Origin of the sequence: Alkalihalophilus sp. As8PL, assembly GCF_040939795.1 — a bacterium.
GTDB lineage: Bacteria > Bacillota > Bacilli > Bacillales > Bacillaceae_D > Alkalihalophilus > Alkalihalophilus lindianensis.
On the sequence record NZ_CP162551.1, the window covers coordinates 215069 to 236883 of the forward strand.

22 protein-coding genes, 1 riboswitch and 1 other annotated feature (1 of these 24 cut by a window edge) are annotated in these 21815 nt (G+C 38.6%); of the genes, 3 read left to right on the forward strand and 19 right to left on the reverse strand.

Annotation, left to right across the window (positions count from 1 at the left end; genetic code table 11):
• Positions 1-214: a binding site (T-box leader), on the forward strand; it begins 18 nt to the left of the window's first position.
• A 109-nt stretch (positions 215-323) separates the two neighbouring features.
• Complete coding sequence (serA, locus tag AB3N04_RS02355) at positions 324-1946, forward strand: phosphoglycerate dehydrogenase (RefSeq protein ID WP_368504546.1); 1623 nt, start codon at positions 324-326, stop codon at positions 1944-1946.
• A 43-nt stretch (positions 1947-1989) separates the two neighbouring features.
• On the opposite strand, the gene AB3N04_RS02360 is transcribed toward serA, so the two are convergent.
• From AB3N04_RS02360 to AB3N04_RS02445, 18 genes are all read right to left on the reverse strand, one after another.
• Positions 1990-2802, reverse strand: a complete 813-nt coding sequence (locus tag AB3N04_RS02360) for a histidinol-phosphatase (RefSeq protein ID WP_368504547.1) — start codon at positions 2800-2802, stop codon at positions 1990-1992.
• 83 nt (positions 2803-2885) lie between these two features.
• Positions 2886-3269 carry a hypothetical protein gene (locus tag AB3N04_RS02365; protein WP_368504548.1) on the reverse strand — a complete coding sequence of 128 codons (384 nt, stop codon included), beginning with the start codon at positions 3267-3269 and terminating at the stop codon, positions 2886-2888.
• A gap of 135 nt (positions 3270-3404) precedes the next feature.
• Complete coding sequence (locus AB3N04_RS02370; RefSeq protein ID WP_368504549.1) at positions 3405-4238, reverse strand: peptidoglycan DD-metalloendopeptidase family protein; 834 nt, start codon at positions 4236-4238, stop codon at positions 3405-3407.
• Between the two features lie 137 nt (positions 4239-4375).
• Positions 4376-5482: a Ger(x)C family spore germination protein gene (locus tag AB3N04_RS02375; protein WP_368504550.1), complete on the reverse strand. Its 1107-nt coding sequence runs from the start codon at positions 5480-5482 to the stop codon at positions 4376-4378.
• Complete coding sequence (locus AB3N04_RS02380; RefSeq protein WP_368504551.1) at positions 5460-6578, reverse strand: spore germination protein; 1119 nt, start codon at positions 6576-6578, stop codon at positions 5460-5462. Before AB3N04_RS02380 ends, AB3N04_RS02375 begins: the two co-directional genes overlap by 23 nt.
• Positions 6579-6591: 13 nt before the next feature.
• The gene (locus tag AB3N04_RS02385) at positions 6592-8088 is read right to left on the reverse strand and encodes a spore germination protein (protein ID WP_368504552.1); all 1497 of its coding nucleotides are present in this window, start codon (positions 8086-8088) and stop codon (positions 6592-6594) included.
• 122 nt (positions 8089-8210) lie between these two features.
• Positions 8211-9146 (reverse strand): VanW family protein, encoded by a 936-nt coding sequence (locus AB3N04_RS02390; protein WP_368504553.1) that lies wholly within the window; start codon positions 9144-9146, stop codon positions 8211-8213.
• Positions 9147-9271: 125 nt separating this feature from the next.
• Positions 9272-9859 carry a cob(I)yrinic acid a,c-diamide adenosyltransferase gene (locus tag AB3N04_RS02395; RefSeq protein ID WP_368504554.1) on the reverse strand — a complete coding sequence of 196 codons (588 nt, stop codon included), beginning with the start codon at positions 9857-9859 and terminating at the stop codon, positions 9272-9274.
• Entirely contained in the window at positions 9856-10266 is a 411-nt protein-coding gene (locus tag AB3N04_RS02400) for a bifunctional adenosylcobinamide kinase/adenosylcobinamide-phosphate guanylyltransferase (RefSeq protein ID WP_368504555.1), read from the reverse strand. The genes AB3N04_RS02395 and AB3N04_RS02400 overlap by 4 nt, the downstream gene beginning before the upstream one ends.
• Positions 10263-10907, reverse strand: coding sequence for a histidine phosphatase family protein (locus AB3N04_RS02405; RefSeq protein WP_368504556.1), 645 nt, complete (start codon positions 10905-10907; stop codon positions 10263-10265). Before AB3N04_RS02405 ends, AB3N04_RS02400 begins: the two co-directional genes overlap by 4 nt.
• A complete protein-coding gene (locus AB3N04_RS02410; protein WP_368504557.1) occupies positions 10865-11653 on the reverse strand; it encodes an adenosylcobinamide-GDP ribazoletransferase in 789 nt (262 codons plus the stop codon). The genes AB3N04_RS02405 and AB3N04_RS02410 overlap by 43 nt, the downstream gene beginning before the upstream one ends.
• Positions 11646-13151: a cobyric acid synthase gene (locus tag AB3N04_RS02415; protein ID WP_368504558.1), complete on the reverse strand. Its 1506-nt coding sequence runs from the start codon at positions 13149-13151 to the stop codon at positions 11646-11648. Before AB3N04_RS02415 ends, AB3N04_RS02410 begins: the two co-directional genes overlap by 8 nt.
• The gene (locus tag AB3N04_RS02420) at positions 13129-13734 is read right to left on the reverse strand and encodes a bifunctional adenosylcobinamide kinase/adenosylcobinamide-phosphate guanylyltransferase (protein ID WP_368504559.1); all 606 of its coding nucleotides are present in this window, start codon (positions 13732-13734) and stop codon (positions 13129-13131) included. Before AB3N04_RS02420 ends, AB3N04_RS02415 begins: the two co-directional genes overlap by 23 nt.
• Positions 13728-14801, reverse strand: a complete 1074-nt coding sequence (gene cobD / locus AB3N04_RS02425) for a threonine-phosphate decarboxylase CobD (RefSeq protein WP_368504560.1) — start codon at positions 14799-14801, stop codon at positions 13728-13730. The genes AB3N04_RS02420 and cobD overlap by 7 nt, the downstream gene beginning before the upstream one ends.
• Positions 14788-15750: an adenosylcobinamide-phosphate synthase CbiB gene (cbiB, locus tag AB3N04_RS02430; RefSeq protein WP_368504561.1), complete on the reverse strand. Its 963-nt coding sequence runs from the start codon at positions 15748-15750 to the stop codon at positions 14788-14790. Before cbiB ends, cobD begins: the two co-directional genes overlap by 14 nt.
• Complete coding sequence (locus AB3N04_RS02435) at positions 15747-17216, reverse strand: adenosylcobinamide amidohydrolase (protein ID WP_368504562.1); 1470 nt, start codon at positions 17214-17216, stop codon at positions 15747-15749. Before AB3N04_RS02435 ends, cbiB begins: the two co-directional genes overlap by 4 nt.
• A gap of 14 nt (positions 17217-17230) precedes the next feature.
• A complete protein-coding gene (locus tag AB3N04_RS02440; protein WP_368504563.1) occupies positions 17231-18289 on the reverse strand; it encodes a FecCD family ABC transporter permease in 1059 nt (352 codons plus the stop codon).
• Entirely contained in the window at positions 18252-19256 is a 1005-nt protein-coding gene (locus tag AB3N04_RS02445) for an ABC transporter substrate-binding protein (protein WP_368504564.1), read from the reverse strand. The genes AB3N04_RS02440 and AB3N04_RS02445 overlap by 38 nt, the downstream gene beginning before the upstream one ends.
• A 192-nt stretch (positions 19257-19448) precedes the next feature.
• Positions 19449-19634, reverse strand: a riboswitch (cobalamin riboswitch).
• 208 nt (positions 19635-19842) lie between these two features.
• Between AB3N04_RS02445 and AB3N04_RS02450 the strand changes: the two genes are divergently transcribed.
• Positions 19843-20043, forward strand: coding sequence for a hypothetical protein (locus AB3N04_RS02450; RefSeq protein ID WP_368504565.1), 201 nt, complete (start codon positions 19843-19845; stop codon positions 20041-20043).
• Positions 20044-20056: 13 nt separating this feature from the next.
• The gene (locus tag AB3N04_RS02455; protein ID WP_368504566.1) at positions 20057-20359 is read left to right on the forward strand and encodes a spore coat protein; all 303 of its coding nucleotides are present in this window, start codon (positions 20057-20059) and stop codon (positions 20357-20359) included.
• 62 nt (positions 20360-20421) lie between these two features.
• Here the strand turns inward: AB3N04_RS02455 and AB3N04_RS02460 are convergent, their stop codons facing one another.
• Positions 20422-21813 carry an MATE family efflux transporter gene (locus AB3N04_RS02460; protein ID WP_368504567.1) on the reverse strand — a complete coding sequence of 464 codons (1392 nt, stop codon included), beginning with the start codon at positions 21811-21813 and terminating at the stop codon, positions 20422-20424.
• Positions 21814-21815: the final 2 nt, after the last annotated feature.

Here is a 21815-nt window from a genome sequence, read left to right on the forward strand (position 1 = left end):
AATGAAAAAATGACTTCCATTTCAGAGAGTTAGTGGTTGGTGCAAACTAACATGGATCATTTTCGATAGCCCTTCTGAGTTGATCAATTGAACCCTTTGGCAGTAGATTGATCCGGATAATCCGTTATCTTTTGGAGATAATTCTCCCCTGAGGTGTGTTGTGCGCAACACATAAATGAGGGTGGCACCGCGGTTAGAACCTTCCGCCCCTCACGATTCCGTCGTGTGGGCAGAAGGTTCTTTTTGTTGTAGCGCTTTCATGGTTATACCATGTTGCTCTTTTTATCAAAATAGAAAAAGATTACTTAAGGGAGTGGTGGAGAATGAACAAGCAAGCAGTTATTGAAAAGGAAGAAATCACAGGAAAAGCAGCAAAATACCAAATTTTAGTTTCAGATGCAATGAGTCAAGAAGGGTTGCTTCCTTTGCTTGAAAACACGGATGTTCATTGTGTTGAGGCTTATGTTGATGAGGTTGATGATTTATCTCAGTTTGATGCTCTTCTCGTTCGAAGTGCAACAAAAGTAACCGAGGAACTGCTTCAAAAAATGCCTAATTTGAAAATTGTTGCTCGTGCTGGTGTTGGGGTGGATAACATTGACCTAGATGCTGCAACAAAGCATGGGGTTGTCGTTGTAAATGCTCCTGATGGAAACACTATTTCAACAGCCGAACACACCTTTGCTATGATCATTTCTCTACTTAGAAAAATCCCTCAGGCGAATGCTTCAATTAAATCTGGAGAATGGAATCGAAAAGCGTTCCAAGGATCTGAGCTTCGTGGAAAAACACTTGGTATCGTAGGGTTTGGACGTATTGGTACACAAATTGCTAAAAGAGCGCGTGCATTTGAGATGCCACTTTTAGTATTTGATCCATTTTTAACGAAAGCAAGAGCAGAAAAAATTGGTGTCATTCCAGCGACTTTAGATGATGTATTGGCTCAATCTGATATTATTACAGTGCATACTCCGCTCACAAAAGAAACCAAAGGAATTCTCGGTATGGAAAATATCGCGAAAACGAAAAAAGGTGTCTTTTTAATTAACTGTGCACGTGGTGGTATTATTGATGAACAAGCTCTGAAGCATTATTTGGCTAATGGGCATATTGCTGGTGCAGCTTTAGATGTATTTGAAGAAGAACCTGCACAAGATAAAGAACTTCTTAAATTTGACAATGTTATTGCTACTCCACATATTGCTGCTTCTACAAAAGAAGCTCAATTAAATGTAGCATCTCAAGTGTCAGAGGAAGTCATTCGATTCCTTGAAGGAGAACCTGCAACAAACTCAATCAACCTACCAACCTTATCAAAAGAAATTTATGATAAGATCCAACCGTTCTATGACCTTACTAAGCGTATGGGTAATTTATTATCACAAGTAATGAAAACTCCAGTTCAGGAAATTGAAGTCTTCTATGGTGGTAAAATAAATGATCTTGAAACATCAATTACTACACGTAGTTTAATAGCTGGCTTCCTACAGCCTCGTGTAGATGCAGCCGTAAATGATGTTAATGCTGCTCTAATCGCAAAAGAAAGAGGCATTACGTATGGTGAGAAGCATGTAGAGAATACATTTGGCTACTCAAACTTAATTCACGCTGTAGTGCATGGCGAGGATCGTAAATTTGAGATTAAAGGAACCTATATTAAAGAATACGGGGCACGCATTGTAAGCATTAACGGCTTTAACGTTGATTTTATTCCTCAGGGCCACCTGCTTTATGTTCAGCACAATGATAAACCTGGTGTTATTGGCCGCATGGGACAATTACTTGCTGAACATGATGTGAACATTGCAACGATGCAAGTAGGTCGTAAACAAGAAGGCGGAGCAGCCATTATGATGATTGGCGTAGATAAAACAGTGGATGAAAATGTACTAGAAGCTATTCGAAAAATTGATGATATTCATTTCGCTGATAAGATTGAAGGTTAAGCATTAAAAGAGATGGCAGCTGCCATCTCTTTTTTACTTTCTTTTATCCTAGTGGTACTTCCTTACGCTTGCCTTTTTCAAACGTCATTAATGAGTTATATCCAATCGATTTTGCCAGGTCAATCGCCTGGTCAAAGTCAGCTCCCACATGCTCTGGCTCATGTGCATCTGAACTTAATACTATTGGAATGTTTTTGTCATAACACATCTGTAATAATTTAGGATCAGGATATAATTCACCCACAGGTTTTCTAAGGCCGGCTGTACTAATCTCTACGCATGTTTTGGAATTGGCTAACGCAGTTGTAGCCCGGTCGTACTGTTCTAACAAAAATGCTTCATCTTCAGGAACATATTTAAAAATCTTAACGAGGTCTAAATGACCGACAATATCAAATAGGTTTGATTCGGCTAACGTCACAACTTGATCGTAATAGCCACGGTATGTATCATATAAGTCGCGCTTATCCCATTCACTACGAAATTCAGCTAAATCAATTCCAAAATCCCTTACCCAATGAATCGAACCGATGACATAATCGAAATCATATTGATCAATAAATGTCTTCATTTCTGAATGCTTTCCTGGAGTATAATCCATTTCAATCGACATTTTCACATCAATATTGGCATCCCATGCTTGTTTGAACAGGTTCACATAGTCTCCCATATCATAATATCTTCGCTCATCTACCCAAGGGTTACGTAAAATATCTTTTGTTTGATAAAAATGATAGGCATGTTCTGAAATTCCGAAGTGTTCAATCCCTTTTGCTTTTGCTTGGTCTGTAAATTGCTTTAAATACTCAAGAGATAGTTCGCCTTTTTCTAGGTGATTATGATAATCGGTTTTCATTGTCATCCTCCAGTTGTGAATTAAGTCTTGTAATAACCATTGTACCAAATGTATAAAAATTCTGACAGAGAGAGAAGTTCAATTTACCAAATATGTTGAAATAAGGTCTCTAACTGGTCTTCTCGGTGCATTTTTAAATAGATCTTCCCTCTTTCAGTCAGTGATAATGCATCATCAGTTGAATAAACAAGCTTCTCTGCATAGGCTACATCGATGTAAAATTGATAAAGAAGTGCTATATGCTTTTTCTTTTTCCCCATTAATCGGTAGCCGAATGTCTTATCATGCGTTCTCCAAAAACGTGGATGAAGCTTCCGTTCTCCAATTAAACGGATAGAGGAATGCTTATTAATTTTATGTAGCATGAAAACAAAGCCATCAACTAAGTCAACTTGATTTGATGTTAAGTCCGTTTGTTCATTCAACCATTGAAAAAGTTCTGTACTAACGATTACTTGTTCTTTCATGTCTCATACCTTCTACCTTTTCCAAGTTTCATAGACCTCATTTTACCATATTCGACACTCTTTTTATAGGTAGAAATCGTGTTTTCATTTTTTAGAAAGCATGCTTCAGAGTTAACGAAGCATGCTTGAATCTTACTATTTAACGACTAAAGCTTCACCGATATAGATGGAATCACTTGCAAGTTCATTCCATTCTTTAATTTGTTCAATACTTGTTTCAAATTTCTCACTTAAACTCCAAAGCGTGTCACCTTGTTTAACCGTGATTGATAACGGTTCATCCTTTTTTTTCAATACATCTTGTCCCTTTTTTTCCTGTTCAATATATTCATTTATCGAAGAATCCATTTTATCCTCATTCTGCATGTGTGCCATCACATAAATCACTTCTTCCTTGTGATCATGATCCTTCCATGATTCACCATATGGAGAAGCTGAGCCCATAGAGGCATATCGATACTCTTTTTCCTTTGATAATACAAGCATCGGGTCCATTGCATCTGTCTTTTCGATATTCCAATTTCCATTATGCACTTCAAAATGGAGATGATTTCCTGATGAGCGCCCTGTATTTCCAACGGTTCCTATTTCTTCTCCTATTTCAATAGCTTGTCCTGCCTCAACAAGGCGGTCATGCAAATGAGCATAGACCGTCTCAAGTCCGTTATCATGTTCAATGAAGACCACTTCACCATATGTATCAGAATAGTATGATCTACTTACTGTTCCAGAGGCTATTGAAACGACTGCGGTCCCTTCAATAGCGGCGATATCAATCCCATAATGCTTTCCATCTCTTGTTCCGAATGTATCAGTTACCTCACCAACTGTCGGCCAGATAAGAGATGAAGTGATTTTATTTGTTTCATCTTTTCCGGCCGCTTTTGCGCTTTGAGTTCCTAGAAATAAGATGCTGATACACACTCCAATCGCTAGTGCAATACAGACACGTCTAATAAGATCTACCATTATTTCCTCCTCAAAAATTAGGAAAACCAATTTCTAAAGCTTGTTCATAACATTCTCTTGATGATTGGTACTCATTTCCTTTATTTACAAACCTTTCACTAGCTTATGATACCAATAGCTTTTTTATTCATAAACACCTATTCGATCGCCCCAGAACTTAAGATTTCTACATTCGCAATCACTTCAAATTCTACCGTTTGGTAAATCGTATCTAGCCACACTTGTGGTTGCCAATCCCTCGTCGTGCTCCTATACTTCTCACCAACAGCAACTGGGTCCATCCCTTCATCTCGAAACTCTTCAAGAAGCGTCTTACTTCTTTTTGCGATTTTTTCTTCAATGACCTTTTCAATTTCACCGACTAAATTCTCTTCTTCGAGATTTTTTTTACCAGTGTAATCTATGATTTCTCCTTTAATATCAATTTCTATTTTATAAACTGGATTAGATCCTGATCGATCCAGCGACCTTTTTCTTTTACTAAAGATCTTTTCTAACACGACAATCGATTCCTCTTCCTCCATATCTAAATGAAATTGTTTTGAAGTTTGCTTTGTTGGAGTGGTCATCAGTTTTAATATAAATGAATCATCAATATTTAATATACGTAGATATTTGTCATCTTTAAACAGAGCTGTACCCTTAATACCTATTCGTTCATCTTCAATCGTAAGAACTGGCAAAAAGGGATCTCTAGCGTCATTATATAAACTAAAAAGAAATTCGTGCATGTTTGTTGTAGGAACAGTATTCATCTCCATATTCTGTTGAATTAAATCTGATAAATACACACCCGTTTGCTCTCCACCGCTCAAATCCCCTGAAATGATCTCACTTGCTTTCCCATCCACAAGAGCTAAGGTGATCCTGTTGCCCACAGAAACATCCCGGTATAAAGAATCAATAAAATCCTCTACTCCCCGCTTTGCTAATTCTTCACCTATTAACAGAGTATTTAGTTGGCCAAATTCCAACGGCTTTTGAGATTTTTCATTTAATAATATCCTTGCTCCTTTTACGGTTTCTGCATTCGCATTTATTACGTCTCGCTCTTGTACGTTTTGTTCTCCTTGTTCAAGGAAAGTAGGAAAACTGACAGTCATATTGAGTCCTTGTTCACCGTCTACATCAAAGCCTACCGTCCGTATGACAGCGATCTCATCAATAATACGTGTTTGCAAACATCCAGTTAATAAAACTAAACAGACGAGCAATAATATTTTACATCGTACGAGAGTTTTCATGTCCTTTACTCCCCTTTTTAAACTTCATCACAACCGTTTGAATAACAACGAGCAATGGAATATAAGCAAAGACAAAATAAAACCCAAAATTACTTACCCACTCTCCAAATAAGCCAATTTCTTGCCTTGTTGGTAAAAGTATAACGATTGCCGTAACAGCTACTAATGCGAAAAATAAAGCAATTCGTTGATTCATGTTAAAGACTCTCTTCGCCCCACGACTAGCAGCCCAAAGTGCTAAGGCGATATTAGGTGCAATAAATAACACCCAAAGAGATATCCCAATATATTCAAAACGTTCAAGAAAAGGGAGTTGAACAACTTTATATAGGGTAAGGGTTGACCAAATTGTTTTGTTTAATTGTTCTTCTGAATAAAAAGCGAGACTGATTAGCATGATGCTGGTATAAACTAAAGTTGTAACAAAAGCGCCTAACTGTGCCCATTTTTGTGTGAACTGACGGTCTTTCAAAAAAGGATAATAGAGAAGTAAAATTTCAAACCCTAAAAAACTTAACGTCGTTTCTTTAGAACCTAACGCAATTTCTGAAATCGTGTGTTTGAATATTGGAACTAAGTTAATAAAATGTGCAAATTCTAATGGCATTAAAAGCATAAAGTATAGGGGTATTGGGATAATGACCCCTAAAAAGGTTAAACCGACAACCGACCTAAACCCCCCAGCAACTACGTAATACAATAAACCAAAAGCAATAAGCGCCATCACCCATGTTGGTAGATCCATAAACATCCACACTTGAATAATTTCAATATAAGCCCGAAGCACAATCGCTGCGAGCGAGATTAAATATATACAAACGAGAAGACTAAATGTATTTCCAATCCATTTACCAAAAAGCTGTTGATGAATAGAAATCAGATCTCCATTTGCTCGTTTCAACAGCAAGTAAATACAAAAAATAATGATGTGAACGACTAAACCAGCTAACAATACGGAAATCCATCCATCATAACCGGCTTCCTTCACAACTCCTCTTTGAAATCCTAAAATGCCAATCCCTATTTGCATCCCATGAATTAAGAAAAAGACTAGAAATCCAGAAACAAGATATTGGTCTTTTATAGGCTTATCCATTTAATCGCCACCTTCATTCATCGATATCATGCTTCTCTTTCGCCCTAAAGAAATTAAAGCGTCCTTTGTCTCTTGGTCGTAAATACACGGGTCTTGAAGACATATAGCGAAATGGCATGCGGATAAAAGCATCTCGCCAATCTCTCACTCTCGGAGGGAAAATAGGCTCTAAATATGGTCTTCCAAGTGACGTTAGATGAAGCAGGTGAGCTAACGTATAAAGACCACAAAAAGCGATTCCGATCCCGCCAAATAGAGCTGCTGATAGGATAAACGGAAAGCGAATTAAACGAATCGTATTACCCATTTGATAAACAGGTGTTGTAAAAGATGCAAGTGCAGCTAGGGCAACAATGATGAGCAGAACATTACTCGTTAGCCCTGCTTCAACCGACGCTTGTCCAATTACAATCCCTCCAACGATACCAATGGTCTGACCAACCTTCGTTGGCAACCTTGCCCCGGCTTCACGAAGCAATTCAATCGTCAATTCAAGAAATACAGCTTCAATAACTGGTGGAAATGGAATATTACTTCTTGATGCCATCACGGTCGCTAATAAATCTTTTGGAATCAATTCATAATGGTATGTTAAAACTGCAACATAAATGGGCGTTGCTAAGATAGAGAACGCAACAGAGAAGAAGCGTAACAATCGAACAGAAGAGGCAATTTGCCAAGGTAAGTAATAATCCTCTAATGAAGAGAAAAATTCAACCAAGGTAACAGGACCAAATACGCTCTCTGGAGATCCATCGCATAAGAATGCTACTTTCCCTTCTGCCAGCACAGCAGATACCCTCTCCGGTCGTTCTGTATTAATAAGTTGTGGAAAAATGGACATCGTTTTATCTGTTATCATTTGGGCTAAGCTACTGGAATCGAGAATTTGATCAAATTCTAAGTCTTGTAAACGCTGTATCATCGTATTAAAGTTTTCTTGATCAACAAGCCCTTCTACATATAATACAGCCACCCGGGTCTTGGTTATTTTCCCAAGTGTGAATTCCTTTATTTGCAGTTGAGGAAGTGGCAAACGCTTTCTAATTAAGTTGATATTAGTATCAATTGACTCGATAAAAGATTCTTGAGGGCCCGCTACACTAAATTCCACTTCTGGAGTCGTTACTTCACGGTCCGAGGCAAGGCCAGCTTCAATAAGAGCTACAGTTGAGAGGTCTCCTAGGTCTCGAATCGCAATAAAACCTTCCATTACTTTATCGCGGAGATCTTGTGGCTTAGTCGTTATCATTTTATTTTGAATAGGAACCAATTCAATTATCGAAGCTAAGTCGCTGGTTTCAGCTTCCGTTAAGTAAGGCAACACATCTCGATGCAAGCGATCAATATCAATCATTGTTTGAAAATAACTAATCTCAAACTCTTTGTCATGAAGCTTTCGTTTATATTTAGAGTAATCACTCGACTTATCAAATATTAAATAGACATCTTCTATTGTTTCCCTTGGTTGTTTTTGCTTGCGTTGCTTCATCCATTTCACGAGCATCATGCGTCACCTCCTTAATTAAAAAATCCTAAATTGGTTATCATTAGTATGAAATGGAAGGATAAGAATTATGCGGATAATTAGAAATGCTCTCTTTAAACATGGAAAAAGCTAAGCATAGGGGCTTAGCTTGAAGGCGATTCATTATTTGTATAAACACTAACAGTAATTTCCCCTCGTTCTAAAGAGACATCCGTCCGTATAATAACTGGATATGTATGAGGGTTCTTAAATTTAAAATCAGGTCCTCCCCATGAGACTGTAGCATCTCTACCAGCTGGGACATATCCAATCTCTTTTGAATGAGTAATACGTTCAACCATTTCAAGACCAGCTGCATCCACCGCATTATATAGAGTTGAGGAAGTCTGACAAATCCCACCGCCTATTCCCATCACAAATTGCTTATTGACGATCTCTTTTGCTTCTTTATACCCTCGTTCAAGGGTTCGCTCTCCCACTATTTGATTAAATGAAAAGTGATCACCAGGCCCGAGTACAAAATCTTGAATCGACTCTGCTGACCTTCTTATATTCTCTGACCTACCTTGAACGCCAGAATTAAAGTACGTAGTGAAAGATCCTATCTCATAAAGATCAATTCCTTCTAGCTCCTCTTCACTAACAGTTGGTTCTTCCACATAAATAGGCAGAGCTAATTGTGTTTCTAAAAAGGAGGCGTTCATTAACTGCTCCACTAATTCTTCCTCAGCTAAAATAACTCTCGCTTGACCCGGAGTGATGATTCCTTCTTTATTAATCGTAGGGTTTCGCATAGGCGTATCGATGGTTTGGGCTAGCTCAGTCGCAAAGGCTTTTAATTCCTCTTCCTGAACGTCGACACCTGGTTGATAGCCAAATTCATTTAATGCAATCACCTGAATTGATTGATCACGTTCATCTACAAGTGCTACTTCCCAAATCACTGGTGTTCTCAAGTTCCAATCGTTCATATTGAGATCATAAATAAAATGATCTTTCGCTTTTAGATTCTCTTCAGCACTAACCTGAAGGGTTCCTATTAAAAAAACGAAACTCACCGTTAATAATCTTCTGCGCATCTGCTCACACTCCCTTATAAACTCCATTTCTACGATATGATATAAGAGAGTGCAGTATGAGTGTTCATATAAAAATTTCTAAATAAAGGAAAAACACGAGGAGTCATCACTCCTCGTGTTTTTTATCATTTATCTTCTTTGCGTTTTCCTCCACGAAAGACTAGTGCGCTTCGCTCATATTCAACATCCTTCACCTGTAATCTTGCATTGACTACTCGTGCAATAGCAAAGAAATAATCTGAAAGTCGATTTAAATATTTAAGAACAATTGGATTCGTTTGCGCTTCTTGTTGAAGCCTAGTTGCTAAGCGTTCAGCTCTCCTTGTGACCGTTCTACATACATGTAATGTAGCTGCGGCAGAGGAGCCCCCTGGCAAAATAAATCGTTCTAGTTCTGGTGCTTCTTTAATATAGACATCGATGCGCTCTTCTAGAAAATCAACGATGTCTTGCTTTGCTTTATAGGGACGTTCTTCACTCACTTTTAACATTGCGAGATCCCCCCCACAATCAAAGAGCTCATGTTGAATTTTCTCTAGTTCAGCTAGAATATCTGAAAATAACTCCTTATCAAGCTGAGTAACAGCTTGACCAACAAAGCTATTTAATTCATCGGTTGTTCCATAAGCCTCAACACGTATATCATCTTTGGAAAGACGGCCACCAATCACACTCGTTTTACCTTCATCGCCCGTTCTTGTATATAGCTTCATTTGTCTTCCTCCTCATTTTTTAATTCTTGTTCAATTCCATACCAAATCAAAGATACCTTAGTAGCATTTTTTACGATATCTTGATAACACCAGCCAACAAGATCACGCCATTCTCTCTGAAACGCTTCAATTGGTACAATTCCCTTGCCAATGTCACACCCTATCAAATAGAGATGATTTTCTATAGATTGTGATTCCCAACTCATTAATTGATTAAGCCATGTATTAAATTCGTTTCTTGCATGCTCAATTTCATTACCATTTATGAACCGTTTAACGACCTGCTCAAGTCCATAAATAATAAATACTCCTCCTGTGGTTGAAGAGAGATCTATCGTTACGTTTTCGTCAGTATAGTCAGTATAGCCATTATACCACCTTACATTAGAATATTCGTACTTTATCAATTGTCTACGAAGCCAATCGTTTTTTCCGTGATAGGCTCCACCTGTAATGAAGTGAATCGTTCTCCCCTCCTTAATTTGGATGCATGTCCATTTAAACGATAAACACTTCCAATTTTCGCTTCCCATTCAGTGAAAGGCTTTACAATGGGTGCATACTCACTTAGTAAATACCTAATCACCCCTCCATGTGTAACAAGCGCAATCTTGGTGTGCTCATTTGTACATGCAACGTTGAGACAATGGTTAAAACCTTCTCCCACTCTTTCAGTAAATTCCTGATAAGTCTCTGCATTCGGAGGCGTGATATATTCTGGATGCTGTAACCACTTTTGATAAAGAGTTTGATTACATAAATCTTCATAGCGATAACCTTCAAAATCACCAAATTGATATTCACGCAATAGTGGAACGAGAAGTGGTTCTTCCGTTGGGAAAACAATAGCTGCTGTTTGTAGACAACGTTTTAGATCACTCGTAAACACTTGATCGACTCTATGAGTACGACACAGACGTTGAAGACCTTCCATTTGATTGAGACCGGCGTCTATTAAAGGAAGATCATGATGACCAAGGTAACGCTTTTCTGCATTATACTGTGTTAAACCATGCCGAATGAGGATAACATCCAAATTATTCCCCATAAAAAGGTCTCACTCCCTTCAGTTGCTGCACCAACTGTATCTCCAGTTATGCCTTTTATTTGCTTGTAACTAAAATGAAGCCAACTGACAAAAAAGAAACCTGTCATCATAATGATAATAATAGAAGCAGGATCATACATCGATGTCAGAACACATGTAGCTACAATCCAAAGTGCATATACCCATTTAACCGAAGTCGTCTGAGCCGGCTTTAAAGCAATCGCCATACCCTCATTTTTAGCAAACTTTCCTACTACAATTTGTCCACCCATCACAAGCCGTGATAAAAATGGGACAAGCAAGAACCAAAACAGATTATGAGAAGATTGAAGAATTTCATACACAAATAAAAACTTCCACCCAATTAGAACTAAAAGGGAGAGAACACCGAATGCACCGACTCTAGAATCTTTCATAATTTCAAGCTTTCTTTCCAAAGATTGTCTTGAAAAAATGGCATCGCTAAAATCTGCCCACCCATCAAGATGCAATCCACCTGAGTAAAGAAATGTAAACGTTATTAACCATGCTGTAATCATTAAAACGGAAATTGAGGTGAAGTTAAGTAACACATAAGCTTGCATACTTAACAGTCCTCCTAAAACGAGCCCTGTAAATGGGTAAAAGCATACTGATAACTTAGCAAGACGTTCATTCCACCCTACCTGCACTCGAATGGGAATAGTGGTGAGCAATTGAAAAGATAGCAGGCAGCCTTTCACACTATTTTTAATCCATTCAATCATCTTTTTGCCTCTCCCACTTATCGATTAGTTCTAATAACTGATCACAATCCCACTTTTTTATCACAGCATCAGCTAGTTCATCGTAGGCATTTTCTTGCTTTGACATATAAGAGAGTGTAGGCTTAGATGCTAACCCCCGCTTCACTCTTAGACGATTAAGCCATCTATTCCTCCATTCATCATGAAAAAAGAGATGATGAAGATACGTTCCAATGATATGCCCTTCCTGAGCATACACCCCTTCATCCCTCCCATTAAGCTTCATAAATGATGTTATCGTGTTATCTAATAATCTTGTTTGTCCCAAATGAATTTCATAACCTTTTATAGCAGAGTTATGCAAATTTGAAGGGTACAACAGGTTCCCTGACGATCTGACGGTTGTTTTCAAATCTTTAAACTTGGTTTCCAATGCGAGCAGACCTAAACCTTTACTTTTTTTACCTTTGACTCCCGTGTCAGATCCTGCCTCATCTATAATTGTCTCACCTAATAATTGATAGCCTCCACAAATTCCAACGATGGTTCCTCCGTCTTCTATGTACCTTTGCACTTCATATGTGAGATTAGTGTCATTCATCCATGTAAGTGCATCGATTGTACTTTTTGTACCTGGTAAGATGACCGCATCAGGTTTCCCAAATTTTTCTCCTATTGATACAAAACGAAGCGAGACGTCCTCTTCAACTAGGAATGGTTCCAAGTCAGTATGGTTTGATACATATGGAAGGTCGATCACGGCAATGTCTAAAGAGGGTTGATCATTCTTTTCTTTATTTTTATAATGAGCTAACGCTAATGAATCTTCTGCTTCAATCCTTATGTCATTCATATAAGGTAATACGGCCAAAACCGGTACATTCAAATATTCTTCAATCCACTCTATTCCTCGTTCAAATAAGCTTGGGTCTCCACGAAATTTATTAATGACGACCCCAATGACACGACTTCGATCATGCGGTTCAAGTAATTGCATCGTTCCTACTAGACTAGCAAACACTCCTCCACGGTCAATATCCGCAACAAGTATAACGGGGACATTTGCCATTTCAGCCACTTTCATATTAACTAACTCTCGATCATTTAAGTTCATTTCAACCGGACTTCCTGCCCCTTCAATTACGATAAATTCATACTCTTGTTCGAGCTTTTGAAGCGAAGAATGAATGGTTTTTATCCCGGTTTCATAAAAAGTATCACGGTACCCTTTGCCTGATAGTGTTTGAACTCTTTTTCCTAAATGAACCACTTCTGCCTGCCTATCATTCGTTGGTTTTAGAAGAATTGGATTCATAAAGACGGTCGCTTCGACTTTAGCAGCTTCCGCTTGAATACCCTGTGCCCGACCAATCTCTTCATTATTAATCGTCACATAGGAGTTATTAGACATATTTTGAGATTTAAAAGGCGTAACACGTATTCCTTTTCTTGCGAGGATCCGACATAAGGCTGTACAAATTACACTCTTTCCAACATCAGAGGCTGTTCCTTGAATCATGACTCCTCTCAAAAGATTCACTTCCTTTCATTGTAATGGGTATTCCTGACTCGACTAAAATTGCTTCAGTTGAAAGAGTGACAGCATATTGATGAAGGAATCCGAGAAATTTTTTGTAGCTATTCGTTAGCTCGTCTACATGTGACTCATAACTCACTTCATTTGTTACGAGGATGGTTATCCATTGAGCACTAGCAAGCTGCAATAACAACGATTGTAATTTTAATAAGAGTGCTTGCTGAAATGTCTCGTCACTCCATTGTTTTGGATCATCCTTCCACCCAGAAAACCACTCATTTGTTAGGAGTGTCGTTAAGCAATCGATTAACACGACCTCATTCGGTCCAAATTCCTCTACTAACTCATGAAGATCCTTATTCTTCTCTATGACGTTCCAGTGATTTGATGATTGCTGTCGTTGATGCTGATGTTGCTTTACTCTTTCTTTCATTTCATCATCTTCGACTTTGCCTGTTGCCACATAATATAAGTTTGTATGTAATTGATCATGCAGCTTTACTGCTCGCTTCTCTGCATAAGTGCTTTTTCCACTTCTAACTCCGCCCGTAATAAAGATTAACATTTCTCTCTCCACATCTTTAAAACATTAAGGAGCTGGTTGTTTTCCTCTTCTTTTTTTACAGCCAATCGAATATAAGCCCCATCTAGCCCATTAAACGAATAGGTGTGTCTAGGAATGACCCCATGCTGAATAAGAAACTCTAAAAGCGGCCGTAAATCTTGTTTAGCCGGTTCCGAAAGCAAATAAAAATTAACCACTGAATCAGAGATGCAAAAATCTATTTGTTCTAGCTCTTTTTTCACCCGTCTACGTTCTTTAGCAAGATATATAGTCGACATTTCAACAAAAGGCTCATCATTTAGGAGCTGAAGTCCTATTTTTTGAGCAAGCCCGTTTACACTCCAAGGCGGTTGAAACTGCTTTATCTTAGAAATAGTTACTTTATCTGCAATCAAGTAGCCTAGGCGAACCCCGGCAATTCCATACATCTTAGTCATCGAACGCAAAATAATAATGTCATTTAAGTCCACTCCTTGGTTTAGAATGGATTGCTTCGAAAGTTGAAAATCATAAAAAGCTTCATCAATGACCACTTTTGTTCCATTTCTTTTTGCACATTCAATGATCACTTTCATTTCATTGATTGAATAGCTTGTTCCAGTTGGATTATTCGGGGAGCAAATAAATAGTAGATCAAAACTCTCCAAACGACCTTCCAAATCCGTAATGGATAATTTCCATGGTTCATGCAATACAAGTGAATCAATGTAGCAATCGTTAGCATGACACGCATCACGGTATTCTGAAAAGGTTGGTTCAACAATCAGTACTCGTTTCCCTTGGTAAAGATGAGCTAAATGAAAGATTAATTCAGCTGCTCCGTTTCCAACAATTACTTCATTATCATTTACATTCAACTTCTCTGAAAGCGCTCTCGAAAGTGTTTCAGCATAAGGTTCAGGGTAATTCTGAATGGCAGATTGAAGCTGGTCAATCTGTAGGGAAGCCGCTTTTGTAACTCCTAGTGGATTGGTATTCACACTAAAGTCAATGGAGTCTTCTTCATATGTAATGCCTAACGCTTTTGTTAAATGTTTGGGGTTTGCACCATGATTAGGTAATGACAATCCACACACCACCAATCATCCATAACAAAATGGTGAAACGATACACCGTACGTGTCATCACTTCTGTTGCTACTGAAATATGGTGAACATTAATCGGAATAAGAGGATCACCCATTTTTGCTCGATTTGAAACTTCGCCAAAGTACATATTTCTACCTCCAAGTTGAATCGCAAGGATGGCAGCCATCGCAGCCTCCCCCCACCCACTATTTGGACTAGGATGTTTCTTTGCATCACGGAAGAGCACGTTCAAACATTGACGCTTCGTACGTTTTAGATGCGGTTGGTTACATGCAATCATCACGATCCCACTTAGTCTACTAGGGATAAAGTTCAAAGCATCGTCCAACTTTGCTGCAGCATACCCAAACTCTCTGTATCGATCGTTGAGGTATCCCACCATTGAATCTCCAGTATTAACTGCTCGATAGATCATTGCTAATGGAGCACCTCCTATTAGCGCATAAAATAACGGGGCCGTAATTCCATCGCTCGTATTTTCAGCAACGGTTTCAATTGTAGCACGGCTGATTTCTTCTTCATCTAATTCACTCGTATCACGTCCAACAATATACGAAAGTTGCCTTCTTGCATCTATTAAACGACCTTCCAAAAGAGGCTCTTCCACATCAATGGCTGCTTTTTTTAACCCCTTTGTTGCAATGGTCGTTGAAATGATCCACGCTTCAATGAAAATACCAAGTGCGACATGGATGGAAAAAGCAATATAGATGAGTATAAAAGCAAAACCTCCACTTAGTGATAACAAGACCAGCATCATAAGCCACCCTTTTAAATACTTATGAGTACCGTGATTGAGTCTTCTCTCAAAAAATGTAATAACTCTTCCCATACCAACGACGGGATGAGGAAGAGAACGTGGATCACCTAAGATACGGTCGATCACAACTGCAAGCGTGATTGAAAGTAAATGATAGAGAACAATCATAAGCCTCTCCTTCTTTTATTTCGAACAATCGCTTCTCTTGTTGCATCGTAAACTAACTTAGCTACAACTTTTCCAATCGGTGTAATCGTTCCTGCATATGGAAATTTTGTTCCTTCCTGTGTTGCAGCTATCATGACACTATCTGTTGAGGTCCCTGTTGCAATTGTTTGAGTCGAAGCATCCATGATTTCTTCATCATGCATGGCTTTGGCTTTTGCTTCTGTTACCGTCATTAAGGCTTGGACATATGCTGACTCGGGAAGCTTACCTTCAATAAATACCCATGTGTTGATCGTTCCAATTTGCTGAACAAAAGACGGATGTTCATGGGCTCTTGCGGCATCGACAGCATTAGAAGTCCCTGCTGTAACCATTACTAATAGATTCATATCCTTCTCATTTGATCGAAGTATCGTCCCATCTTCAAGCATTGCAGCAGTCATCATACCAAGGACATCTGTTCCACTTACATGATGGGCTTCTAGAAAATGTTTAAATTCTTCTTCAACATCGTCACATTGATAGTCTTTATGCACATGCCTGTTTACGAACGTATTATGCCAACTAAAACCTGCACCAAGTACAGCCGATGATAAAGCTTTCCACCTCGTCGGACTTGTGACTTTAATCCATTTCTCATTTCGGTCAATCGCCAGTTGGTCAATAGGTGATAAGTTATTTTCCTGATTTTGTTCTGGTACAAAGGTGATTAGTGGAGAGGGTACGGAAGGATGCTCACCACATTCTAATGGCGTCTTATATACATGTATAAGGTGGTCCGTCTTCATTACATGACGTGGTTCATTTAAAGCAATCGTTTGGCCCTCGTCTAATAATAAGACGCGGTCGCAATACAGACTCGCCATATTCAAGTCATGTAAAACCGCAATGACTGTTAAATTCCGATCACGGGACCATTGCTTGAGCGAGTTCATTAAACTCATTTGGTAGGAAACATCAAGATGGTTGGTTGGCTCATCTAATAATAATATTTCTGGTTCCTGTGCTAATGCGCGAGCAAGTAGGACCCTTTGACGCTCTCCTCCACTTAGAGCTTGAAGAGGTTTATCTTTAAACGCTTCAGTTCCGGTTTGAATTAACGCTTTATGAATAATGTCTTTATCTTCAGCGGTTAAGCCTTGCAGCCAGCCTTTTTGATAAGGATATCGCCCAAGAGCGACAACATCCCATACAGCATACGTAAAGGCCGTTTCAGACTGTTGCGGTAGAACTGCCATGATTTTCGCTAATTCTTTTGAATGATAAGAAGCAAGAGAGCGTTGATTTATTTCGATAGAACCCTCTTTCACATCTTGACCTCCACTTATCGCTTTAAGAAGAGTTGTTTTCCCACTTCCATTTGGTCCTACAATGCCAAATATTTCACCTTTCTCTACTGCAAACGAAACGGATTCAATGACTTTCTTCTCGCCATATCCCAGGGTAAGATTATCAATTGTAATCATCTCTTACCTCCTCTCTAACTAACTATTTTTCTTTGTCTTAATAAAATAAGAGCAAATACTGGCGCACCAATCATTGCTGTTATCACACCGATTGGTAATTCTGTCGGTGCTAATAAAGTTCTGGCCACTAAGTCGGTTAATGCTAGGAATCCGGCCCCTACAAACATGGATAGTGGAATTAAATGACGATGATCACTTCCCCATATCAGTCTTGTTAAATGCGGGATCACTAACCCAACAAAGCCAATCGTCCCCGATACAGCAACCGCACCACCAGTTACAACGGTTGCCCCTAATAAAATCATTAGTTTACGTACTTTTAAGTTCACACCCAATTGGCGAGCTGTTTCCTCTCCAAAAGCTAGAGCATTCAATTCATGACGATTAAAGAATAGTAGGATAAAGCCTATTACAAAACAAGGGAGGATCATCCATACATACGACCATCCTCTGAGCGCCACACTACCCATCAACCAATTAATAATCTGTCTCAATTCATCTCCTGTTAGAGAGATCATTAAAGAGATAAAAGCTCCTAAAAATGAACTGAATATAATACCTGCTAATATAATGGTCTCTGCAGACATCGACCGTTGAACGACTCTTGCAAAGCCAATAACTACAAACAAAGTCAAGAATCCTGTTATGATACTAACAAATGGAAGAGTAAACCGGCCAACTAAAGGCAAGCTTAACCCAAAAAACAATACCACAACTGCTCCTACTGCTGCACCTGAAGAGACACCTAATGTGTATGGATCAGCTAAGGGGTTTTTTAAAAAACCTTGGAATGCTGCGCCTGCTACCGCTAAGCATGCCCCTACCATCATCGCAAGTAACGTGCGTGGAAGCCTGATCTCCATCACGATGTTTATATGCATTGGGTCTAATTCAACACCCAAAGGAATATGTAAACCTTCTGTTAAAACAATTAAAATAACCGTAGAGAAGGGAAGCTCTACGCTTCCCTTTCCAATACTTATAATTAAAGCGAATGCACAAAAAAGTATAACTGACGTATAAGCAATAAAGTGATTATTCGCCAAATACCTCTGGATAAATGACTGACGCAAGTTCTTCTACTCCTTTAATAAGACGTGGGCCAGATCTAGTTACTTCATCTGATTGAACATCATAAATACGATCATTCACAACAGCTTCAACATCTTGCCAAGCTGCTCTATCCTTAATTTTCTCATCAGCATCTTCGACATAATAACCATATGTAGTAATGATTACTTCAGGATTCAAAGTTACAACCTCTTCTTCTGTAAATTGAGGCCAACCATCTTCTGTATTGGCAATGTTATCTGCGTTGATCATTGAAAGCATTTCGTCAATAAATGTATTACTCCCTGCTGTATACAATTCATCAGACACTTCAATCCATACGCTTACTCTTTCTTCTTCACTAATTTCAGAAGCTTTCTCTTCAACGGCTGCAAAGCGTTCCTTCATTTCTTCTACTGTATTTTCTGCTTGCTCGTCGGCACCAGATGCTTCTCCGATAAGAGTAATTGCCTCGTACACAGCATCAATGGAAGTAGCATCATTAATAACTACAACCGGAATCCCAGCGGAACGAATTTGTTCTAATCCTTCTTCAGAACTATGGGCATTTGACTCATGTGATAAAACAAGGTCAGGCTGCAAAGATAACACTCGTTCTACATCAAATGTCATATCCCCTACACTCTCAACCTCAAGAACTTCCTCAGGGTAGTTATCCCAATCTGTTCTTCCTACTACATTATCACCTTGATCAAGTGAATAAAGAGTTTCTGTAATACTTGGAATCAATGAAATCATTCTCTCTGGCTTTTCATCAATTGTCACTTCATCCCCTAAAGCATCGGTTACGGTACGTGGAAAATCATCGGTTGCTGTACCATCGGCGCTTTCCTCATTTCCTTCCTCCGTTGTTGCTTCACCCTGTTCAATATTTGGTTCTACTTCCTCTGTCCCTTCACTTTCTCCACATGCTGTGATGATTAATGCTACCATCATAGCTGCCACTAACACATTCCACTTTTTAAACATACGACACTCTCCCAAATATGTAATAGTACTTATTCTCTCTCTAGCTACTGCGTCGAACAAAAAAGGTTTTGGAATCTAACAACACAAAAAAGCACCCCAGTACGAGGAGTGCTTACATAAAAGTAGTACTAAACTTACTCTATCATCCAATGCATATGAGTATGTTAGACCGCTTCCCCTTTTCCTCGAAGGTTTCACAACTAACATCTAGGCAGGTCTCCTGACTCATGCTTACCAATTGTTTCTCCTTCCCATCATAAGTGACAGTGGAACAGTGAAACAATCTAGCATTTACAGTGGCGGGACCGTGTTGGAATTACACCAACTTCCCTATTATCACTCACGATACATTGAGTGACCTAGATGTGCGCTATATAAGATTGATAAGTATCTTTATTATACATGAATCCATGCTATTCGACAGTATTTTTCGAAAATTTTTAGGGAATTGAAAAACTTTATAGAACCTTATTACAACTTATTTTCTTAGACCAACTATATCTCCCTTTTTTATCATGATGTTTTAATTTTTAAGAGTGTGGTATTCAATATAATACAATCTTAAAAAATACAGGAGGTACTGACCGTGAAAAATACAAACTATGCAACTCATGAGATCTTGGAAGTTCACGAGATCCTCACCATTAAATCTGCAAGCGCAGCTAAATCTTCTATGATGCAAGGGCTCGCTTCGGATAACAAGTTAAAAGAATTACTTGATAAAGATGCTAAAACATCTCAAAAAGCAATCGAAGAATTAAGTACTATTTTAAATGAAGTAAAATAAGGGAGGCATTAATATGGCTAGTATTTTAGATAAAATTAATAACAAAGAGTTAATAAATGATGAAGTAATTGCTACAGACCTCTTAGTAACTTCAAAAGCAGCTGTTAGAAGTTATGCTGTAGCAATTACTGAGACAGCAAGCCCAAAAGTTCATAAAATCTTAAAAAAGCAGTTAGATGAAGCTATTGATCTTCATCATCAAGTAGCCACATACATGATTGAGAATGAGATGTATCACGCTTATGACATTGAGGAGCAAGTAGACCATGATATGAAAAAAGCAGAATTAGCATTAGAGATGCCTACTAATAAATAATGGAGTTAATAAAAAGAGTAAAAACTGTTTAATAAACGGTTTTTACTCTTTTTCTTTTCCTATTAATTGGTTAGAGTGACTACTTCTATCTGATTTAGTTCTTCCTCCCCCTTCACCAAAATCGTATCTCGATCACGATACAATAAAATACTAGCTAAAATAAATGATAGGACGTCGGCAATCGGAAACGCAATCCATACCCCGCTTAACCCAAAGAATTGAGGCAAAATTAAAACGAGCGGAATAAGGAATAAGATTTGTCTAGAAAGCGACAAAATCAAGGCTGGCTTCGGTTTCCCCAGTGCTTGATACAATCCTCCAGCGACCACTTGAACACCGACTACAAAGAATGCTAGAAATAAAATCCGCATTGCACTAGCTCCAGCTTCAATCACTTCTGGATCAGCTGTAAAGACTCTCATGAACAATGCTGGGAAAATCATCATCATTAAAAAGATCCCTATAGACGAGATAACGACCACTTTTAATGTTAGCCATATCGTTTCTCGCATGCGTTCATATTGCTTTGCCCCATAGTTGTACCCCACAATCGGCATCATGCCTTGCATCACCCCGATAATAGGCATGACTGCGAACATAAGGATTCGTTGGATGATTCCAAAAATCCCAACATACAGATCACTTCCGTATTGAATCAGCATCGTATTAATAGCAATCATCATAATACTCCCTGATGCTTGTTGAACAAATGCAGGTAGGCCGACTGATACCACTTCTTTTACAATACTCCATTTAATCATTAGATCACTCAACTTTAGTGTGAGTGAGCTTTTTCCTGTTAGATAATATCTTAAAATGACAACTGTGACTGCAGCCTGTGATATGACGGTAGCTACGGCCGCGCCTTGGACGCCCATATTTAATCCAAAGATAAAAATTGGATCTAAAATGATATTAATGACGGCTGGAATAATCATCGTCATCATCGCAAATTTAGCGTTTCCTTCTGATCTAACAATATTATTTGTCGCAAACGCAAAAGAAAAGAAAAATGTTCCTAGCATAATTGGAAACATGTACTCCACTGCATAAGGAAGAATATCAGGACTTGCTCCAAATAGAATCAACATCTCTTCTAAAAAGGTAAAGGATGCTATCACACCAATAATACTGATTAGTATAATGATCGAAATAATCGTTCCAAACACTTGGTTGGCTTCATTATCTCGTTTTTCTCCTAAACGCCTTGAAATAACCGAAGCTCCTCCGATTCCCATTGCTGCTGACACGGCCATAATAATCATCATGACAGGAAAAGCAATCGTAACACCCGCAACTGCATCGATTCCTACTCCATAAGAAATAAAGATCGTATCGACGACATTATATAAAGCCATCACAAACATCCCAATCATGGCCGGGACCGACAAATCTCGTAAAAGCTTTGGAATGGATTCCGTACCTAGCTTCTCACTTTGTTTCTTTTGTTCCATTA

Bases quoted from the DNA above. Each gene is read 5' to 3' on its own strand.
- serA (WP_368504546.1), top strand. From the start codon at position 324: ATGAACAAGCAAGCAGTTATTGAAAAGGAAGAAATCACAGGAAAAGCA.
- AB3N04_RS02360 (WP_368504547.1), bottom strand. From the start codon at position 2,802: ATGAAAACCGATTATCATAATCACCTAGAAAAAGGCGAACTATCTCTT.
- AB3N04_RS02365 (WP_368504548.1), bottom strand. From the start codon at position 3,269: ATGAAAGAACAAGTAATCGTTAGTACAGAACTTTTTCAATGGTTGAAT.
- AB3N04_RS02370 (WP_368504549.1), bottom strand. From the start codon at position 4,238: ATGGTAGATCTTATTAGACGTGTCTGTATTGCACTAGCGATTGGAGTG.
- AB3N04_RS02375 (WP_368504550.1), bottom strand. From the start codon at position 5,482: ATGAAAACTCTCGTACGATGTAAAATATTATTGCTCGTCTGTTTAGTT.
- AB3N04_RS02380 (WP_368504551.1), bottom strand. From the start codon at position 6,578: ATGGATAAGCCTATAAAAGACCAATATCTTGTTTCTGGATTTCTAGTC.
- AB3N04_RS02385 (WP_368504552.1), bottom strand. From the start codon at position 8,088: ATGATGCTCGTGAAATGGATGAAGCAACGCAAGCAAAAACAACCAAGG.
- AB3N04_RS02390 (WP_368504553.1), bottom strand. From the start codon at position 9,146: ATGCGCAGAAGATTATTAACGGTGAGTTTCGTTTTTTTAATAGGAACC.
- AB3N04_RS02395 (WP_368504554.1), bottom strand. From the start codon at position 9,859: ATGAAGCTATATACAAGAACGGGCGATGAAGGTAAAACGAGTGTGATT.
- AB3N04_RS02405 (WP_368504556.1), bottom strand. From the start codon at position 10,907: ATGGGGAATAATTTGGATGTTATCCTCATTCGGCATGGTTTAACACAG.
- AB3N04_RS02410 (WP_368504557.1), bottom strand. From the start codon at position 11,653: ATGATTGAATGGATTAAAAATAGTGTGAAAGGCTGCCTGCTATCTTTT.
- AB3N04_RS02415 (WP_368504558.1), bottom strand. From the start codon at position 13,151: ATGATTCAAGGAACAGCCTCTGATGTTGGAAAGAGTGTAATTTGTACA.
- AB3N04_RS02420 (WP_368504559.1), bottom strand. From the start codon at position 13,734: ATGTTAATCTTTATTACGGGCGGAGTTAGAAGTGGAAAAAGCACTTAT.
- cbiB (WP_368504561.1), bottom strand. From the start codon at position 15,750: ATGATTGTTCTCTATCATTTACTTTCAATCACGCTTGCAGTTGTGATC.
- AB3N04_RS02435 (WP_368504562.1), bottom strand. From the start codon at position 17,216: ATGATTACAATTGATAATCTTACCCTGGGATATGGCGAGAAGAAAGTC.
- AB3N04_RS02445 (WP_368504564.1), bottom strand. From the start codon at position 19,256: ATGTTTAAAAAGTGGAATGTGTTAGTGGCAGCTATGATGGTAGCATTA.
- AB3N04_RS02455 (WP_368504566.1), top strand. From the start codon at position 20,057: ATGGCTAGTATTTTAGATAAAATTAATAACAAAGAGTTAATAAATGAT.
- AB3N04_RS02460 (WP_368504567.1), bottom strand. From the start codon at position 21,813: ATGGAACAAAAGAAACAAAGTGAGAAGCTAGGTACGGAATCCATTCCA.